The 16273-nt window shown below is 60.4% G+C and carries 13 protein-coding genes and 1 pseudogene; 12 read left to right on the top strand and 2 right to left on the bottom strand.

Annotated features, from left to right (window positions below):
- Nucleotides 1-48 precede the first annotated feature (48 nt).
- A complete protein-coding gene (locus tag N5J71_RS10900) occupies nt 49-597 on the bottom strand; it encodes a 3'-5' exonuclease (RefSeq protein WP_003459962.1) in 549 nt (182 codons plus the stop codon).
- A 268-nt stretch (nt 598-865) separates the two neighbouring features.
- Between N5J71_RS10900 and N5J71_RS10895 the strand changes: the two genes are divergently transcribed.
- From N5J71_RS10895 to N5J71_RS10885, 3 genes and pseudogenes are all read left to right on the top strand, one after another.
- Nucleotides 866-1780 carry an NAD(P)-dependent oxidoreductase gene (locus N5J71_RS10895; RefSeq protein ID WP_256672069.1) on the top strand — a complete coding sequence of 305 codons (915 nt, stop codon included), beginning with the start codon at nt 866-868 and terminating at the stop codon, nt 1778-1780.
- Nucleotides 1781-1998: 218 nt separating this feature from the next.
- Nucleotides 1999-2250 carry a YkgJ family cysteine cluster protein gene (locus N5J71_RS10890; RefSeq protein WP_003459965.1) on the top strand — a complete coding sequence of 84 codons (252 nt, stop codon included), beginning with the start codon at nt 1999-2001 and terminating at the stop codon, nt 2248-2250.
- 66 nt (nt 2251-2316) lie between these two features.
- Nucleotides 2317-2915: pseudogene (locus N5J71_RS10885) on the top strand (START domain-containing protein).
- Nucleotides 2916-3169: 254 nt separating this feature from the next.
- On the opposite strand, the gene gltA reads toward N5J71_RS10885, so the two are convergent.
- Entirely contained in the window at nt 3170-4453 is a 1284-nt protein-coding gene (gene gltA / locus N5J71_RS10880) for a citrate synthase (protein ID WP_039964559.1), read from the bottom strand.
- Between the two features lie 363 nt (nt 4454-4816).
- On the opposite strand from gltA, the gene sdhC reads away from it, so the two are divergent.
- From sdhC to sucD, 9 genes are all read left to right on the top strand, one after another.
- Complete coding sequence (gene sdhC, locus N5J71_RS10875; protein ID WP_257598581.1) at nt 4817-5191, top strand: succinate dehydrogenase, cytochrome b556 subunit; 375 nt, start codon at nt 4817-4819, stop codon at nt 5189-5191.
- A complete protein-coding gene (sdhD, locus tag N5J71_RS10870; protein ID WP_003459983.1) occupies nt 5185-5553 on the top strand; it encodes a succinate dehydrogenase, hydrophobic membrane anchor protein in 369 nt (122 codons plus the stop codon). Before sdhC ends, sdhD begins: the two co-directional genes overlap by 7 nt.
- A gap of 3 nt (nt 5554-5556) precedes the next feature.
- Nucleotides 5557-7329, top strand: a complete 1773-nt coding sequence (gene sdhA, locus N5J71_RS10865; protein WP_003459985.1) for a succinate dehydrogenase flavoprotein subunit — start codon at nt 5557-5559, stop codon at nt 7327-7329.
- 11 nt (nt 7330-7340) lie between these two features.
- Nucleotides 7341-8048, top strand: coding sequence for a succinate dehydrogenase iron-sulfur subunit (locus N5J71_RS10860; RefSeq protein WP_092375596.1), 708 nt, complete (start codon nt 7341-7343; stop codon nt 8046-8048).
- 249 nt (nt 8049-8297) lie between these two features.
- Entirely contained in the window at nt 8298-11129 is a 2832-nt protein-coding gene (locus N5J71_RS10855; RefSeq protein ID WP_003459987.1) for a 2-oxoglutarate dehydrogenase E1 component, read from the top strand.
- A gap of 65 nt (nt 11130-11194) precedes the next feature.
- A complete protein-coding gene (gene odhB / locus N5J71_RS10850; RefSeq protein WP_279916848.1) occupies nt 11195-12421 on the top strand; it encodes a 2-oxoglutarate dehydrogenase complex dihydrolipoyllysine-residue succinyltransferase in 1227 nt (408 codons plus the stop codon).
- Nucleotides 12422-12487: 66 nt separating this feature from the next.
- Nucleotides 12488-13924: a dihydrolipoyl dehydrogenase gene (lpdA, locus tag N5J71_RS10845; RefSeq protein ID WP_279534874.1), complete on the top strand. Its 1437-nt coding sequence runs from the start codon at nt 12488-12490 to the stop codon at nt 13922-13924.
- 244 nt (nt 13925-14168) lie between these two features.
- Nucleotides 14169-15335, top strand: coding sequence for an ADP-forming succinate--CoA ligase subunit beta (gene sucC, locus N5J71_RS10840; protein ID WP_074856066.1), 1167 nt, complete (start codon nt 14169-14171; stop codon nt 15333-15335).
- On the top strand, nt 15335-16222 hold the full coding sequence (sucD, locus tag N5J71_RS10835; protein ID WP_003459991.1) for a succinate--CoA ligase subunit alpha: 888 nt from the start codon (nt 15335-15337) through the stop codon (nt 16220-16222). The genes sucC and sucD overlap by 1 nt, the downstream gene beginning before the upstream one ends.
- Nucleotides 16223-16273 lie beyond the last annotated feature (51 nt).

Here is a 16273-nt window from a genome sequence, read left to right as displayed (position 1 = left end):
CAGGCCATAAAAGGGCCGCCAGTATGCCCAAGCGCCTTTTCTTCGTCATCAGTCTTTGAGGGGCAATACCAGTGGCAGCAGGCGGGCGGTGTTACGCGCATCTTCGAGGGCGCGGTGCTGTTGCCCTTGAAACTGCATGCCAGCCAGTTGCAATGCACTGTGCAGGCCAACCGGCCGCTGCAGTTGGCGCGCCTTGGCGAAAGCCTGTTTGAGGTTAAGGTGCGGCACCTGGGCCAGCAGGCTGTGCAACTGATGTTGACGCCATTCCTGCTCCAGCTGGCGGCGATCGTAATCACCCCAACTGCTCCAGCCGACCAGGCGTGGTGCATGCTGCGTCAGCCAGCGCTCGAACTGAGCCCAGACCTGGGACAGGGTAGCGGCGCTGTCGATCTCGGCCTGGGTGATATGGGTGAGTTCGCGGCAGAAGTCGGTCAAGCACGGGCGGCGCTGTGGTTTGACGATGCGCTGAAAGTGATCCCGTTCATGGCCGTCCACACCAACCAGGCTGGCACCGATCTCGATGATTTCCATTTCCTCCATCGCCCAGCCGCCCTCATCAGTGGTGGCCTCCAGGTCGATGACTAGCCAATGCCCCATGGGCGCTCCTTAGAACCTGTCTGCGATCTGTTGCGCTTCGGCCTCGCTGCATGGAAAAGGCTCCTGGCATCAGGGCCAAGGCTCCAAGCTCAAGCATCCGTTCTGAATCGAATCGCAGGCAGTATGGAAGGCCTTTTCGGCCAGGGCAAACGTCGTTGACGCGTGCGTGGCGCAGCGACGGTTTCTGATGTTCTTCTCCTGTGGCAGAAGGTGGCGCGTAGCGTCGGATGAGGGGCGGCGTGCTGCAAAGGCTTTGATGATTCGCGCCATGCCCGTTAGGCTCTGGCGCCTATATCTGCAGGAGGTTGCTATGGCAAAGGTCACGTTTCTCGGTTTGGGCGTCATGGGGTATCCGATGGCCGGGCATCTGGCACGCAAAGGGCATCAGGTGACGGTCTATAACCGCTCGCCGGGCAAAGCCGAGCAATGGATGGGTGAATATGCCGGCAGCTCTGCGCCGACCCCGCGTGAGGCGGTGGCGGGCGCCGAACTGGTGATGTGTTGCGTCGGTAACGATGACGACCTGTGCAGCGTGATTCTGGGCGAGCAGGGCGCGTTCGCCGGTATGGCTCCGGGCGCCATTCTGGTCGATCACACCACCGCCTCGGCCGATGTGGCGCGTGAGCTGGCGGCTGTTGCGGCCGAGCATGGCCTGGGTTTTCTCGATGCGCCGGTATCCGGTGGTCAGGCCGGTGCGATCAATGGTGTGCTGACCGTGATGGTCGGTGGCGAGGCCGAAACCTATGCGCTTGCCGAGCCGGTCATCCAGAGTTACGCGCGGATGATGCGCCTGATGGGGCCGGCCGGCAGCGGCCAGTTGAGCAAGATGGTCAATCAGATCTGCATCGCCGGTCTGGTTCAGGGTTTGGCAGAGGCGCTCAACTTCGCTCAGTGCGCGGGGCTGGATGGCCATGCGGTGGTCGATGTGATCAGCAAGGGCGCAGCGCAGTCCTGGCAGATGGAAAATCGCTACAAGACCATGCTGGCCGGCGAGTTCGACTTCGGTTTCGCGGTCGACTGGATGCGCAAGGATCTGTCGATTCTGCTCGACGAGTCGCGTCGCAACGGTGCTCAACTGCCTGTGACGGCGCTGGTCGATCAGTTCTACGCCGACGTTCAGGCCATGGGCGGTGGGCGCTGGGATACCTCCAGCCTGCTGGCTCGCCTGCAGCGTAACCGCTGATCGCCAAAGGCCTCGACGGACGGCGCGCGCCTCATTAGCAGGCCGTTGAAAAAACGTAGGCGAGGCAGCCAGTGCAAGGCAAAAACAGCCGAAAAAGCGCAGTTTACGTTTCGTAAATGAGCATTTTAAGGCTGTTTTTAACGCAGCAATGGCAACGTAGGTAGTTTTTCAGCGGCCTGTTAGGATCGCCGCCGTTCGTTTGTAGTCGAGGTCGTTTCATGGAGTGTCGTGCCGGTTGCGGTGCCTGCTGCATCGCGCCTTCCATCAGCTCACCGATTCCGGGCATGCCTGACGGCAAGCCCGCTGGCGTGCGCTGTATCCATCTCAATGCCGAGTTTCTCTGCGCCATCTTCGGTCGCCCGGAGAGGCCCGCAGTGTGCGGTGGGTTCAAGGCGGAAGAGCAGCTGTGCGCGGATGATCGCGAGAGCGCCATTCGTATGTTGGGTTGGCTGGAGCAGGCGACTGTCTGACGATGTGAACCGCTCACGGCCCGTGCGGGTCGAAACGCAAACAGTTCCACCGGGAGTTGCTCGAAGATGATGCGTTATTCCGTTCTGGCCATGCTGTTGTGCGTGGCCGCTGTCCAGGTTGCCGAGAGGCAGTGGCAGCTGGAGCGCGAAGAAGACGGTGTGAGCGTTTACCAGGCTGATGTACCTGTATCCAAGTACAAGGCCTATCGCGGTGTGGTGGCGATCAACGCTGACCTGGCCGGGATACAGGCGGCGCAGGAGGATGTCGCGGGGTCCTGCTCCTGAATCTTCAGCTGCCAGCAGCAGCGACTGCTCGAGACCTAGGGTAATGTGAGCGAGCTGTACACCCGTTTCGAGACGCCCTGGCCGGTGAAGGCGCGTGATTCGGTGATCCATGTGACCACGCGCACTGATGCTGACGGCGCTGTCAAGCGCCTGCTCAAGGCGGTGCCGCAGTGATTGCCGGAGGATAAGGATTTCGTGCGGGTGTAACGTGTCGACGGCGAGTGGCATCTCAAACCGCGGACCAGGACAGGGTGGAGGTGACCTACGAGGTGCACACTGAACCGGGCGGCAGTGTGCCCTCCTGGCTGGCCAACAGTTTCGTCGTCGATGCGCCGCTGCAGACGCTGCAGGGTTTGCGAGCGAAGGTGGAAGGGCGCTGAGCGAGATACTCGCCAGGCAATAAAAAGGCTGCCAGATGGGCTAATGCCGATCAGATAAGGTTTTTTGCTCTTGCAGGGTGGACTTCAGCCCACCAACGGCGGCCGGCGTGGGCTGAAGCCCACCCTACAAGTCGAACCGACTGGCAACAGTTAAATTCCTTCCTATACGATTGCAGCGCCCGTAAACCAAGTGCCTAGGCGCTTAACTGACTGACATTAGCCAGATGGGCAGCCTTTTTCGTCTCGGGGCGCTATCAATCGCGGTTGGTCGGCAGATCGCGCTGCTTGTAACCGGTGTACAGCTGGCGCGGACGGCCAATCTTGTACGGACCCGAGAGCATTTCCTTCCAGTGCGAGATCCAACCCACGGTACGTGCCAGGGCGAAGATAACGGTGAACATCGAGGTCGGAATGCCGATGGCTTTGAGGATGATGCCCGAGTAGAAGTCGACGTTCGGGTACAGGTTGCGCTCTTTGAAGTAGGGATCGGTCAGGGCGATCTCTTCTAGGCGCATGGCCAGTTCAAGCTGCGGGTCATTGGTGATGCCCAGCTCGCCGAGAACTTCGTCGCAGGTCTGCTTCATCACGGTGGCGCGCGGGTCGCGGTTCTTGTACACGCGGTGGCCGAAGCCCATCAGCTTGAACGGGTCGTTCTTGTCCTTGGCCTTGGCGATGAACTTGTCGATGTTCGAAACGTCACCGATCTCGTCGAGCATGGCCAGTACGGCTTCGTTGGCGCCGCCGTGTGCCGGGCCCCACAGCGCGGCGATACCGGCTGCGATACAGGCGAACGGGTTGGCACCCGAGGAGCCAGCCAGACGTACGGTGGAGGTGGAGGCGTTCTGCTCATGGTCGGCATGAAGGATGAAAATCTTGTCCATCGCCTTGGCCAGAACCGGGCTGATCGGTTTGATCTCGCACGGGGTGTTGAACATCATGTGCAGGAAGTTTTCCGCGTAATTCAGGTCATTGCGCGGGTACATCATGGGCTGACCCATGGAGTACTTGTAGGTCATGGCGGCGATGGTCGGCATCTTGGCCACCAGGCGCATGGCCGACACTTCGCGGTGCTGCGGGTTATTGATGTCCAGCGAGTCGTGATAGAAGGCGGACAGGGCACCAACCACGCCGCACATGATGGCCATCGGGTGGGCATCGCGGCGGAAACCGTTGAAGAAGGTCTTCAGCTGTTCATGAACCATGGTGTGGTTCTTGATGGTGCTGACGAACTTGGCCTTTTCTTCCTTGCTCGGCAGTTCGCCGTTGAGCAGCAGGTAGCAGGTTTCCAGGTAGTCAGACTGCTCGGCGAGCTGCTCGATGGGGTAGCCGCGGTGCAGCAGGATGCCTTGATCGCCGTCGATATAGGTGATTTTCGACTCGCAAGAGGCGGTCGACATGAAGCCAGGATCAAAGGTGAACCGACCCGTGGCGGTCAGGCTCCGCACATCGATTACATCGGGACCAACAGTGCCGGTCAGAACGGGCAGTTCGACGGGGGCATTGCCCTCGATGATCAACTGCGCTTTTTTGTCAGCCATATGTGGCCTCCTAGTTATGCTTGAAATCATCAGACAGCCCCCCACGCAGGGCCCGCACCACTATAGTGGGATAAATCCGAAAGTCAATTTGCGAGAACCCAGGCAGTAGAAGGGTTTGAACGGTATTTCCAACGAAAAAAGGGCGCTATTTACGCCATTTGTTTAAAGGCTGCAATGCGCTTTTTGGGGGAGGGCATTGCATTGTCATTAGTCTGCTAACTGTCTATACTCTGCGGCCGACCGCCACAGGCTTTAGGGCCGTGTCATGGCGGTTGTCACTCATTGGGTGATGGGTACCTTGCCAGTGCACTTCCCAACAACTTTGCCCTGATCGTTAGGGGCTCTCAGTGTGATAAAAAAGCCGTGAATAGCCAACGACCTGTAAACCTAGACCTTCGGACTATCAAGCTTCCGATCACCGCTTACACGTCCATTCTTCACCGTATCTCCGGTGTCATCCTCTTTGTCGGTATCGCCATTCTGCTGTTTGGCCTCGACAAGTCGTTGACCTCCGAGGAGGGCTTCGCCCAGGTGAAAGAATGTCTGACCAGTCCGCTGGCCAAGTTCGTGATCTGGGGTCTGTTGTCCGCTCTGCTGTACCACCTGGTGGCCGGTGTACGCCACTTGATCATGGACATGGGCATCGGTGATACGCTGGAAGGCGGCAAGCTGGGCTCGCAAATCGTCATCGCCGTCTCGGCGGTCGTGATCGTGCTGCTGGGGGTGTGGATATGGTAACTAATGTCACGAATTTCTCGCGTTCGGGCCTCTATGACTGGATGGCTCAGCGCGTTTCTGCGGTCGTTCTCGCGGCTTACACGCTGTTTCTGCTGGGCTATGTGATCTGTAATCCAGGTATGGGCTACGCCGAATGGCATGGTCTGTTCTCGCATGCCGCAATGCGTATCTTCAGTCTGCTGGCTCTTGTAGCGCTGAGCGTGCACGCCTGGGTTGGCATGTGGACCATCTCCACCGACTACCTGACGCCGATGGCGCTGGGCAAGTGGGCGACTGGTGTGCGTTTCCTGTTCCAGGCTGTGTGTGGCATCGCGATGTTCACGATGTTCGTCTGGGGCGTGCAGATTCTGTGGGGTTTCTGATTCATGGCTAGCATCCGTACTCTTTCCTATGACGCCATCATTGTGGGTGGCGGCGGCGCCGGCATGCGTGCTGCGCTGCAACTGGCCCAGGGCGGTCACAAGACTGCCGTGGTCACCAAGGTGTTCCCGACTCGTTCGCACACCGTTTCCGCTCAGGGTGGCATTACCTGCGCCATCGCTTCGGCCGATCCGAACGATGATTGGCGCTGGCACATGTACGATACCGTCAAGGGTTCCGACTACATCGGTGACCAGGACGCTATCGAATACATGTGCTCCGTCGGTCCGGAAGCTGTGTTCGAGCTCGAGCACATGGGTCTGCCGTTCTCCCGTACCGAGCAGGGCCGCATCTACCAGCGTCCGTTCGGTGGTCAGTCCAAGGGGCCGGACAATCCGACCCAGGCTGCTCGTACCTGTGCTGCTGCCGACCGTACCGGTCACGCACTGCTGCACACCCTGTATCAGGCCAACCTGAAAGCCGGCACCTCGTTCCTCAACGAGTGGTACGCGGTTGACCTGGTGAAGAATCAGGACGGCGCCATCGTCGGCGTCATCGCCATCTGCATCGAGACTGGCGAAACCGTCTACATCCGCTCCAAGGCCGTGGTTCTGGCCACCGGCGGTGCTGGTCGTATCTACGCCTCCACCACCAACGCCCTGATCAACACCGGTGACGGCGTGGGCATGGCCCTGCGTGCCGGCGTGCCGGTGCAGGACATCGAAATGTGGCAGTTCCACCCGACCGGTATCGCCGGCGCTGGCGTACTGGTCACCGAAGGTTGCCGTGGCGAGGGTGGTTACCTGATCAACGCCCATGGCGAGCGTTTCATGGAGCGTTATGCGCCGAACGCCAAAGACCTGGCTGGTCGCGACGTGGTTGCCCGTTCCATGGTCAAGGAAGTCATCGCCGGCAACGGCTGTGGCCCGGACAAGGACCACGTACTGCTCAAGCTCGACCACCTCGGCGAAGAAGTGCTGCACAGCCGTCTGCCGGGTATCTGCGAACTGTCCAAGACCTTCGCTCACGTCGACCCGGTCGTCGCTCCGGTTCCGGTGATCCCGACCTGCCACTACATGATGGGCGGCGTGCCGACCAACATTCACGGCCAGGCCATCACTCAGGATGCCAACGGCAACGACAAGATCATCGAAGGTCTGTTCGCCGTAGGTGAAGTGGCGTGCGTATCGGTACACGGTGCCAACCGTCTGGGCGGCAACTCGCTGCTCGATCTGGTGGTATTCGGCCGCGCCGCTGGCCTGCACCTGGAAAAAGCGCTGAAAGAAGGCGTGGAAGTCCGTGGTGCCAGCGAAACCGACATCGAACAGTCGCTGTCGCGTCTGGCTGGTGTCAACGAGCGCAGCACCGGTGAAGACGTCGCCCCGCTGCGTAAAGAGCTGCAACAGTGCATGCAGAACTACTTCGGTGTATTCCGTACTGGCGAATACATGCAGAAGGGCATCCAACAACTGGCCGACCTGCGTGAGCGCATCGCGAAAGTCAAAATCGCGGACAAGAGCCAGGCATTCAACACTGCGCGTATCGAAGCGCTGGAACTGCAAAACCTGCTCGAAGTGGCTGAAGCGACTGCGGTTGCCGCCGAGGCTCGTAAAGAGTCCCGTGGTGCCCATGCTCGTGAAGACTTCGAGGAGCGCGATGACCAGAATTGGCTGTGCCACTCCCTGTACTTCCCAGGCGAGAAGCGCGTTGCCAAGCGTGATGTCAACTTCGCGCCGAAGACCGTTCCGGCATTTGAACCCAAGGTTCGGACTTATTAAGGGTGACTGATATGTTGCAAGTCAGTGTTTATCGCTACAACCCGGAGAAGGACGCTGCTCCGTTCATGCAGGACTTCCAGGTCGACACCGGCGGCAAGGACATCATGGTCCTCGACGTGCTGGCGCTGATCAAGGAACAGGATGAAGGTTTCTCCTACCGTCGTTCCTGCCGTGAAGGCGTGTGTGGTTCAGACGGCATGAACATCAACGGCAAGAACGGCCTGGCCTGTATCACACCGATCTCCGCTGCCGGCCTCAAGGGTGGCAAACTGGTGATTCGTCCGTTGCCGGGCCTGCCGGTCATTCGTGACCTGGTCGTCGACATGAGCATCTTCTACAAGCAGTACGAGAAGGTGCAGCCATTCCTGCAGAACGATACGCCGGCTCCGGCCATCGAACGTCTGCAGACTCCGGAAGAGCGCGAAAAGCTCGACGGTCTGTACGAGTGCATTCTGTGCGCATGCTGCTCGACCAGCTGCCCGTCGTTCTGGTGGAACCCGGACAAGTTTCTCGGTCCCGCTGCACTGCTGCAGGCCTATCGCTTCCTGGCCGACAGCCGTGACACCAAGACCGCCGAGCGTCTGGCCTCGCTGGACGATCCGTTCAGTGTGTTCCGTTGCCGCAGCATCATGAACTGCGTGAACGTCTGCCCCAAGGGTCTGAACCCGACCAAGGCGATCGGCCACGTGCGTAACATGCTGCTGCAGAGCGGTACCTGATTCGCAAGTTGCTATACCTGTAATACCTGCGAGTCCGGCCCAGGTCGGCCTCGCAGTAAAGCCAGAGCTGCAGCCCACAAAGCTGCGGCTCATACTCGAAAAATATGACGACCAGCAGGGGCATCCGGGCTGGTGCCCGGACTATCTGCGGGAACCCAAGTGGCTTTATCCGAGTCGCAGCATCATGACTTTGATCAGGACCATGCGGTATTCGCGCCGGTGGTGTCCCTTTACCGAGGGTGACCAAGCATGCAAGAAAGCGTGATGCAGCGCATGTGGGACAGTGCCCACCTATCCGGTGGCAACGCTGCCTACGTGGAAGAGCTCTACGAGCTCTACCTGCACGATCCCAACGCTGTGCCAGAAGAGTGGCGCACTTACTTCCAGAAGCTGCCGACCGACGGTAGCGCTGCAGCGGATGTGCCGCACTCGACCATTCGCGATTATTTCGTCCTGCTCGCCAAGAATTCGCGTCGTGCCCAGCCGGTTTCTGCCGGGGCCGTCAGCAGCGAGCACGAGAAGAAGCAGGTAGAAGTGCTGCGTCTGATCCAGGCCTACCGCGTGCGTGGCCACCAAGCCGCCCAGCTCGATCCGCTGGGGCTGTGGGTGCGTACCGCGCCGTCCGATCTGTCGATCAACCACTACGGCCTGACTGACGCTGACCTGGATACCACTTTCCGTACCGGCGAGCTGTACATCGGTAAGGAAGAGGCGACCCTACGTGAAATTCTCGGCGCATTGCAGCAGACATATTGTCGCACCATCGGTGCCGAGTTCATGCACATCGTCGATTCCGGCCAGCGCCACTGGTTCGCCCAGCGCCTGGAAAGCGTGCGTGGTCGTCCGCAATTTTCCGCTGAAGTGCAGGCGCACGTGCTCGAGCGCATCACCGCCGCCGAAGGCCTGGAGAAGTACCTGGGCACCAAATACCCGGGGACCAAGCGTTTCGGCCTGGAGGGTGGCGAGAGCCTGATCCCGCTGCTGGACGAAATCATCCAGCGCTCCGGCTCCTACGGCACCAAGGAAGTGGTCATCGGCATGGCTCACCGCGGCCGTCTGAACGTTCTGGTCAACACCTTCGGCAAGAACCCGCGCGACCTGTTCGACGAGTTCGAAGGCAAGAAGATCGAAGGTCTGTCGTCCGGTGACGTGAAGTACCACCAGGGCTTTTCCTCCAACGTCATGACTGCCGGTGGCGAAGTACACTTGGCGTTGGCGTTCAACCCCTCGCACCTGGAGATCGTTTCTCCGGTGGTCGAAGGTTCGGTACGTGCCCGCCAGGATCGTCGCAACGACGCCAGTGGCGACAAGGTACTGCCGATTTCCATCCACGGTGATGCGGCATTCGCCGGTCAGGGCGTGGTCATGGAAACCTTCCAGATGTCGCAGACCCGTGGCTACAAGACGGGCGGCACCATCCACATCGTGATCAACAACCAGGTTGGTTTCACCACCAGCCATCCGGAAGACTCGCGCTCGACCGAATATGCCACCGACGTGGCGAAGATGATCCAGGCGCCGATCTTCCACGTGAACGGCGACGATCCGGAAGCCGTGTTGTTCGTGACCCAATTGGCTGTCGATTACCGCATGCAGTACAAGCGTGACGTGGTCATCGACCTGGTCTGCTACCGTCGTCGCGGTCACAACGAGGCCGACGAGCCGAACGGCACCCAGCCGCTGATGTACCAGCAGATCGCCAAGCAGCGCACTACTCGTGAGCTTTATGCCGATGCACTGGTCGCTGCCGGTGTGCTGAGCAGCGAAGACGTGCAGGCCAAGATCGACGAATACCGTACCGCGCTGGATAACGGTCAACACGTGGTCAAGAGCCTGGTCAAGGAGCCCAACAAGGAACTGTTCGTCGATTGGCGTCCGTACCTGGGCCACACCTGGACTGCGCGTCATGACACTCGCTTCGACCTGAAGACCCTGCAGGATCTGTCTGCCAAGCTGTTGGAAATTCCTGAGGGCTTCCTGGTTCAGCGTCAGGTGGCGAAGATCCTCGAAGACCGTCAGAAGATGGGCGCGGGCGGCTTGCCGATCAACTGGGGCTTCGCCGAGACCATGGCTTACGCCACTCTGCTGGTCGAAGGTCATCCGATCCGCATGACCGGTCAGGACATCGGCCGTGGCACCTTCTCGCACCGTCACGCGGTGCTGCACAACCAGAAGGATGGCTCGACCTACGTTCCGCTGAAGAACCTGTACGACGGTCAGCCGAAGTTCGAGCTGTACGACTCCTTCCTCTCCGAGGAAGCGGTACTGGCGTTCGAGTACGGTTATGCCACCACTACGCCGAACGCGCTGGTGATCTGGGAAGCCCAGTTCGGCGACTTCGCCAACGGTGCCCAGGTGGTATTCGACCAGTTCATTTCCAGCGGCGAGACCAAGTGGGGTCGTCTCTGCGGTCTCACCGTTCTGCTGCCGCACGGCTATGAAGGGCAGGGGCCTGAGCACAGCTCGGCGCGTCTGGAGCGTTATCTGCAACTCTGTGCCGAGCACAACATGCAGGTCTGCGTACCGACCACCCCGGCGCAGGTCTATCACATGCTGCGTCGCCAGGTGATCCGTCCTCTGCGCAAGCCGCTGGTGGTGCTGACGCCCAAGTCGCTGCTGCGTCACAAGCTGGCCATCTCGACCCTGGAAGATCTGGCCGAAGGCTCCTTCCACACCGTAATCGGCGAGATCGATTCGCTGGATCCGAAAAAGGTCGAGCGTCTGATCCTGTGCAGCGGCAAGGTCTACTACGACCTGCTGGAAAAACGTCGTGCCGAGGGACGCGAAGACATCGCCATCATTCGTATCGAGCAGCTATATCCGTTCCCGGAAGACGATCTGGCCGAGGCGCTGGCGCCGTACAAGAACCTCAAGCACATCGTCTGGTGTCAGGAAGAGCCGATGAACCAAGGCGCTTGGTACTGCAGCCAGCACCACATGCGTCGCGTCGCTACCGCACACAAGAAGTCACTGCTTCTGGAGTACGCCGGTCGTGATGCGTCGGCAGCGCCAGCCTGCGGTTATGCGTCGATGCACGCCGAGCAGCAGGAAAAACTGCTGCAGGACGCCTTTACTGTTTAACGCCTTCATCCGCCAGGTGGCAGATGCCACCTGGCGGTAAAACCGAATTTAAGGAAACGCATACAATGGCTATCGAGATCAAAGCCCCAACCTTCCCGGAATCGGTTGCCGACGGTACCGTGGCCACCTGGCACAAGAAGCCTGGCGAAGCGGTCAAGCGCGATGAGCTGATCGTCGACATCGAAACCGACAAGGTCGTGATCGAAGTACTGGCCGAGGCCGATGGTGTCCTGGCTGAAATCATCAAGAACGAAGGCGACACCGTTCTCTCCAACGAGCTGCTGGGCAAACTCACCGAAGGTGGTGCTGCCGCCGCCGCTCCGGCTGCTGCACCGGCCGCTGCCGCTGCGCCGGCCCAGGCTGCTGCTCCGGCTGCTGCTGGTGACGACGCCATCCTCTCGCCGGCCGCGCGCAAGCTGGCCGAAGAGAACGGCATCGACCCGAACAGCATTGCCGGCACCGGTAAAGGTGGCCGTGTGACCAAGGAAGACGTGGTCGCTGCCGTCGAAGCCAAGAAGAACGCTCCGGCTGCCGCTGCCAAGCCTGCCGCTGCCCTGGCTGCTGCCGCTGCTGTAGTCGCCACTGGCGACCGCCCCGAGAAACGTGTGCCGATGACCCGCCTGCGCGCCAAGATCGCCGAGCGTCTGGTCGAAGCTCAGTCCTCCATGGCTATGCTGACCACCTTCAACGAAGTCGACATGACCGAAGTCATGGCCCTGCGTTCGAAGTACAAGGACCTGTTTGAGAAGTCCCACAATGGCGTGCGCCTGGGCTTCATGTCGTTCTTCGTCAAGGCAGCTACCGAAGCCCTGAAACGCTTCCCGGCAGTCAACGCCTCGATCGACGGCAACGACATCGTTTACCACGGCTATGCCGACATCGGTGTTGCCGTGTCCAGCGACCGTGGCCTGGTGGTTCCGGTGCTGCGTAACGCCGAGCAGATGAGCCTGGCTGAAATCGAGAGCGGCATCGCCACCTTCGGCAAGAAAGCCAAAGACGGCAAGCTGTCCATCGAAGAAATGACCGGCGGCACCTTCACCATCACCAACGGTGGTACCTTCGGTTCGATGATGTCGACCCCGATCGTCAACCCGCCGCAGGCTGCGATTCTGGGGATGCACAACATCGTTCAGCGCCCGATGGCGATCAACGGCCAGGTGGTGATCCGTCCGATGATGTACCTGGCGCTGTCTTACGACCACCGCCTGATCGATGGTAAGGAAGCCGTGACCTTCCTGGTGACCATCAAGAACTTGCTTGAAGACCCGGCTCGTCTGCTGCTGGAAATCTAAAAGCCAGTCTCCTCCACGGCGGCCCTGTTTACGGGGCCGTCCGGTTTTTTCGAGAAGGAATACGTTATGACCCAGAAATTCGACGTGGTAGTCATCGGTGCCGGCCCTGGTGGCTACGTAGCCGCCATCAAGGCAGCGCAGCTCGGTCTGAAGACCGCCTGCATTGAGAAGTACCAGGGCCAGGACGGCAAGGTCGCCCTCGGCGGTACCTGCCTGAACGTCGGTTGCATTCCGTCCAAGGCGCTGCTGGACAGCTCCTGGAAGTACCACGAAGCCAAAGAAGGCTTCGCCGTACACGGCATCGAAGCCAAGGGTGTGACCATCGACGTGCCGGCCATGGTGGCGCGCAAGAACACCATCATCAAGAACCTCACCGGTGGTGTTGCCGGCCTGTTCAAGGCCAACGGCGTGACCCTGCTGGAAGGCCACGGCAAGCTGCTGGCTGGCAAGCAGGTCGAAGTGACCGGCACTGACGGCAAGAGCCAGGTGGTCGAAGCCGCTCATGTGATCATCGCTTCCGGCTCCAAGCCGGTCGAGATTCCGCCGGCACCGGTCGACCAGGATGTGATCGTCGACTCCACCGGCGCCCTGGAATTCCAGAGCGTACCGAAGAAGCTGGGCGTCATCGGCGCTGGCGTCATCGGTCTGGAACTGGGCTCGGTCTGGGCTCGCCTGGGCGCGGAAGTCACCGTCCTGGAAGCCCTGGACAAGTTCCTCGCGGCCGCCGACGAGCAGATCGCCAAGGAAGCCCAGAAGACCCTGACCAAGCAGGGCCTGGACATCCGTCTGGGGGCTCGCGTTACCGGTACCGAGGTCAAGAAGAAGCAGGTTACCGTCACCTTCACTGACGCCAATGGCGAGCAGAAGATGGTGTTCGACAAGTTGATCGTGGCCGTGGGCCGTCGCCCGGTGACCACCGATCTGCTGGCTGCCGACAGCGGCGTGACCCTGGACGAGCGTGGCTACATCTTCGTCAACGACCAGTGCGAAACCAGCGTTCCGGGCGTATACGCCATTGGTGACGTGGTGCGCGGCATGATGCTGGCGCACAAGGCCTCGGAAGAGGGCGTGATGGTCGCCGAGCGCATCGCTGGCCACAAGGCGCAGATGAACTACGACCTAATTCCGTCCGTGATCTACACCCACCCTGAAATCGCATGGGTCGGCAAGACCGAGCAGCAACTGAAGGCTGAAGGCGTTGCCGTCAATGTCGGTACCTTCCCGTTCGCTGCTAGCGGTCGTGCCATGGCGGCCAACGATACCGGCGGTTTCGTCAAGGTCATCGCCGATGCCAAGACAGACCGCGTGCTGGGCGTTCACGTCATTGGCCCGAGCGCTGCCGAGCTGGTTCAGCAAGGTGCAATCGGCATGGAATTCGGCACCAGCGCCGAAGACCTGGGCATGATGGTCTTCTCCCACCCGACCCTGTCCGAGGCGCTGCACGAAGCGGCCCTGGCGGTCAACGGTGGCGCGATCCATATCGCCAATCGCAAGAAGCGTTGAGTGTGCAAATGGCCGGTAGCGTCCGGCCACTGCAGCAGTTGTTGTAAGCCACCGTGGTAGGTGGGGCGTCGTGTAATCGCCTCATCGCCACGGTGGTATTTGCAAGCAGAACCACGTCGGGTGGCCCGCGTCGAGCTCGACTCGCGGCGGAAGGCCCGGCGGACTGCTTCGGCAGTCACAGGTGGTGCGGTATCACAAGTACAGCGCCGAATGCGCAATACCTAAACGAAGACGGTAGACAAGCATGAATCTTCACGAGTATCAGGGTAAGCAGCTCTTCGCTGAATACGGCCTGCCCGTATCCAAGGGCTTCGCGGTAGACACCCCGGAAGAAGCCGCAGAAGCCTGCGAAAAAATCGGCGGTAGCGAGTGGGTCGTCAAGGCTCAGGTCCACGCTGGTGGCCGCGGTAAAGCCGGTGGCGTAAAGCTGGTCAAGAGCAAAGAAGACGCCAAGGCCTTCGCCGCCAACTGGCTGGGCAAGCGTCTGGTGACTTACCAGACTGACGCCAATGGTCAGCCGGTCAGCAAAATCCTGGTCGAATCCTGCACCGACATCGCCAAGGAACTGTACCTGGGCGCTGTAGTGGACCGCTCCAGCCGTCGCATCGTGTTCATGGCTTCCACCGAAGGTGGCGTGGACATCGAGAAAGTGGCCCACGAAACCCCTGAGAAGATCCTCAAGGCCACCATTGATCCGTTGGTCGGCGCTCAGCCGTACCAGGGTCGCGAGCTGGCTTTCCAGCTGGGCCTGGAAGGCAAGCAGGTCGCTCAGTTCGCCAAGATCTTTGTAGGTCTGGCCAAGCTGTTCAAGGATCACGATCTGGCTCTGCTGGAAGTCAACCCGCTGGTCATCAAGGCCGACGGCGACCTGCACTGCCTGGACGCGAAGATCAACATCGACGCTAACGCCATGTACCGTCAACCGAAGCTGAAGACCTTCCACGACCCGTCGCAAGACGATCCTCGTGAAGCCCACGCTGCCAGCTTCGAGCTGAACTACGTGGCCCTGGAAGGCAACATCGGCTGCATGGTCAACGGTGCCGGTCTGGCCATGGGTACCATGGACATCGTCAACCTGCACGGCGGCAAGCCAGCCAACTTCCTCGACGTAGGTGGCGGCGCAACCAAAGAGCGCGTGACCGAAGCCTTCAAGATTATCCTGTCCGACAGCAACGTCGCTGCCGTTCTGGTGAACATCTTCGGCGGCATCGTTCGTTGCGACATGATCGCCGAAGGCATCATCGGCGCCGTGAAAGAAGTCGGCGTGAAAGTGCCGGTCGTGGTCCGTCTGGAAGGTAACAATGCTGAGCTGGGCGCCAAGGTCCTGGCCGACAGCGGTCTGAACATCATCGCGGCTACCAGCCTCACCGACGCTGCCCAGCAGGTCGTCAAAGCCGCGGAGGGCAAGTAATGAGCGTCCTGATCAATAAAGACACCAAAGTCATCTGCCAGGGCTTCACCGGCTCGCAGGGCACTTTCCACAGCGAACAAGCCATCGCCTACGGCACCAAGATGGTTGGCGGCGTGACTCCGGGCAAGGGCGGCACCACTCATCTGGGCCTGCCGGTGTTCAACACCGTCAAGGAAGCTGTAGAAGCTACCGGCGCTGACGCGTCGGTCATCTACGTACCGGCTCCTTTCTGCAAGGACTCGATCCTGGAAGCCGCCTTCGGTGGCATCAAGCTGATCGTCTGCATCACCGAGGGTATTCCTACCCTCGACATGCTGGATGCCAAGGTCAAGTGCGACGAGCTGGGCGTGACCCTGATCGGCCCGAACTGCCCAGGCGTGATCACTCCGGGCGAGTGCAAGATCGGCATCATGCCGGGTCACATCCACCTGCCAGGCAAGGTCGGTATCGTTTCGCGTTCCGGCACCCTGACCTACGAAGCTGTCAAGCAGACTACCGACGCCGGCTTCGGCCAGTCGACCTGCGTCGGCATCGGCGGTGACCCGATCCCGGGCTCCAACTTCATCGATATCCTGAAGCTGTTCCAGGAAGACCCGCAGACCGAAGCGATCGTTATGATCGGTGAGATCGGCGGTTCCGCTGAAGAAGAAGCTGCGGCCTACATCAAGGCCAACGTCACCAAGCCTGTCGTTTCCTACATCGCCGGTGTTACCGCACCTGCGGGCAAGCGCATGGGCCATGCTGGCGCCATCATCTCCGGTGGCAAGGGCACTGCAGACGAGAAATTCGCTGCACTGCAGGACGCTGGCGTGAAAACCGTGCGTTCCCTGGCTGACATCGGCAAGGCCCTGGCCGAGCTGACCGGTTGGGAAGTCAAGAAGGCCTAAGCCTTCGCTGACTGCTCGCGATAAGGCCACCTTCGGGTGGCCTTTTTCGTT

It is taken from the genome of Ectopseudomonas oleovorans, assembly GCF_029845265.1.
Lineage (GTDB): Bacteria > Pseudomonadota > Gammaproteobacteria > Pseudomonadales > Pseudomonadaceae > Aquipseudomonas > Aquipseudomonas oleovorans.
Note: the sequence above shows the minus strand (reverse complement) of the source record. Positions and strands in the feature narration are given on the sequence as shown.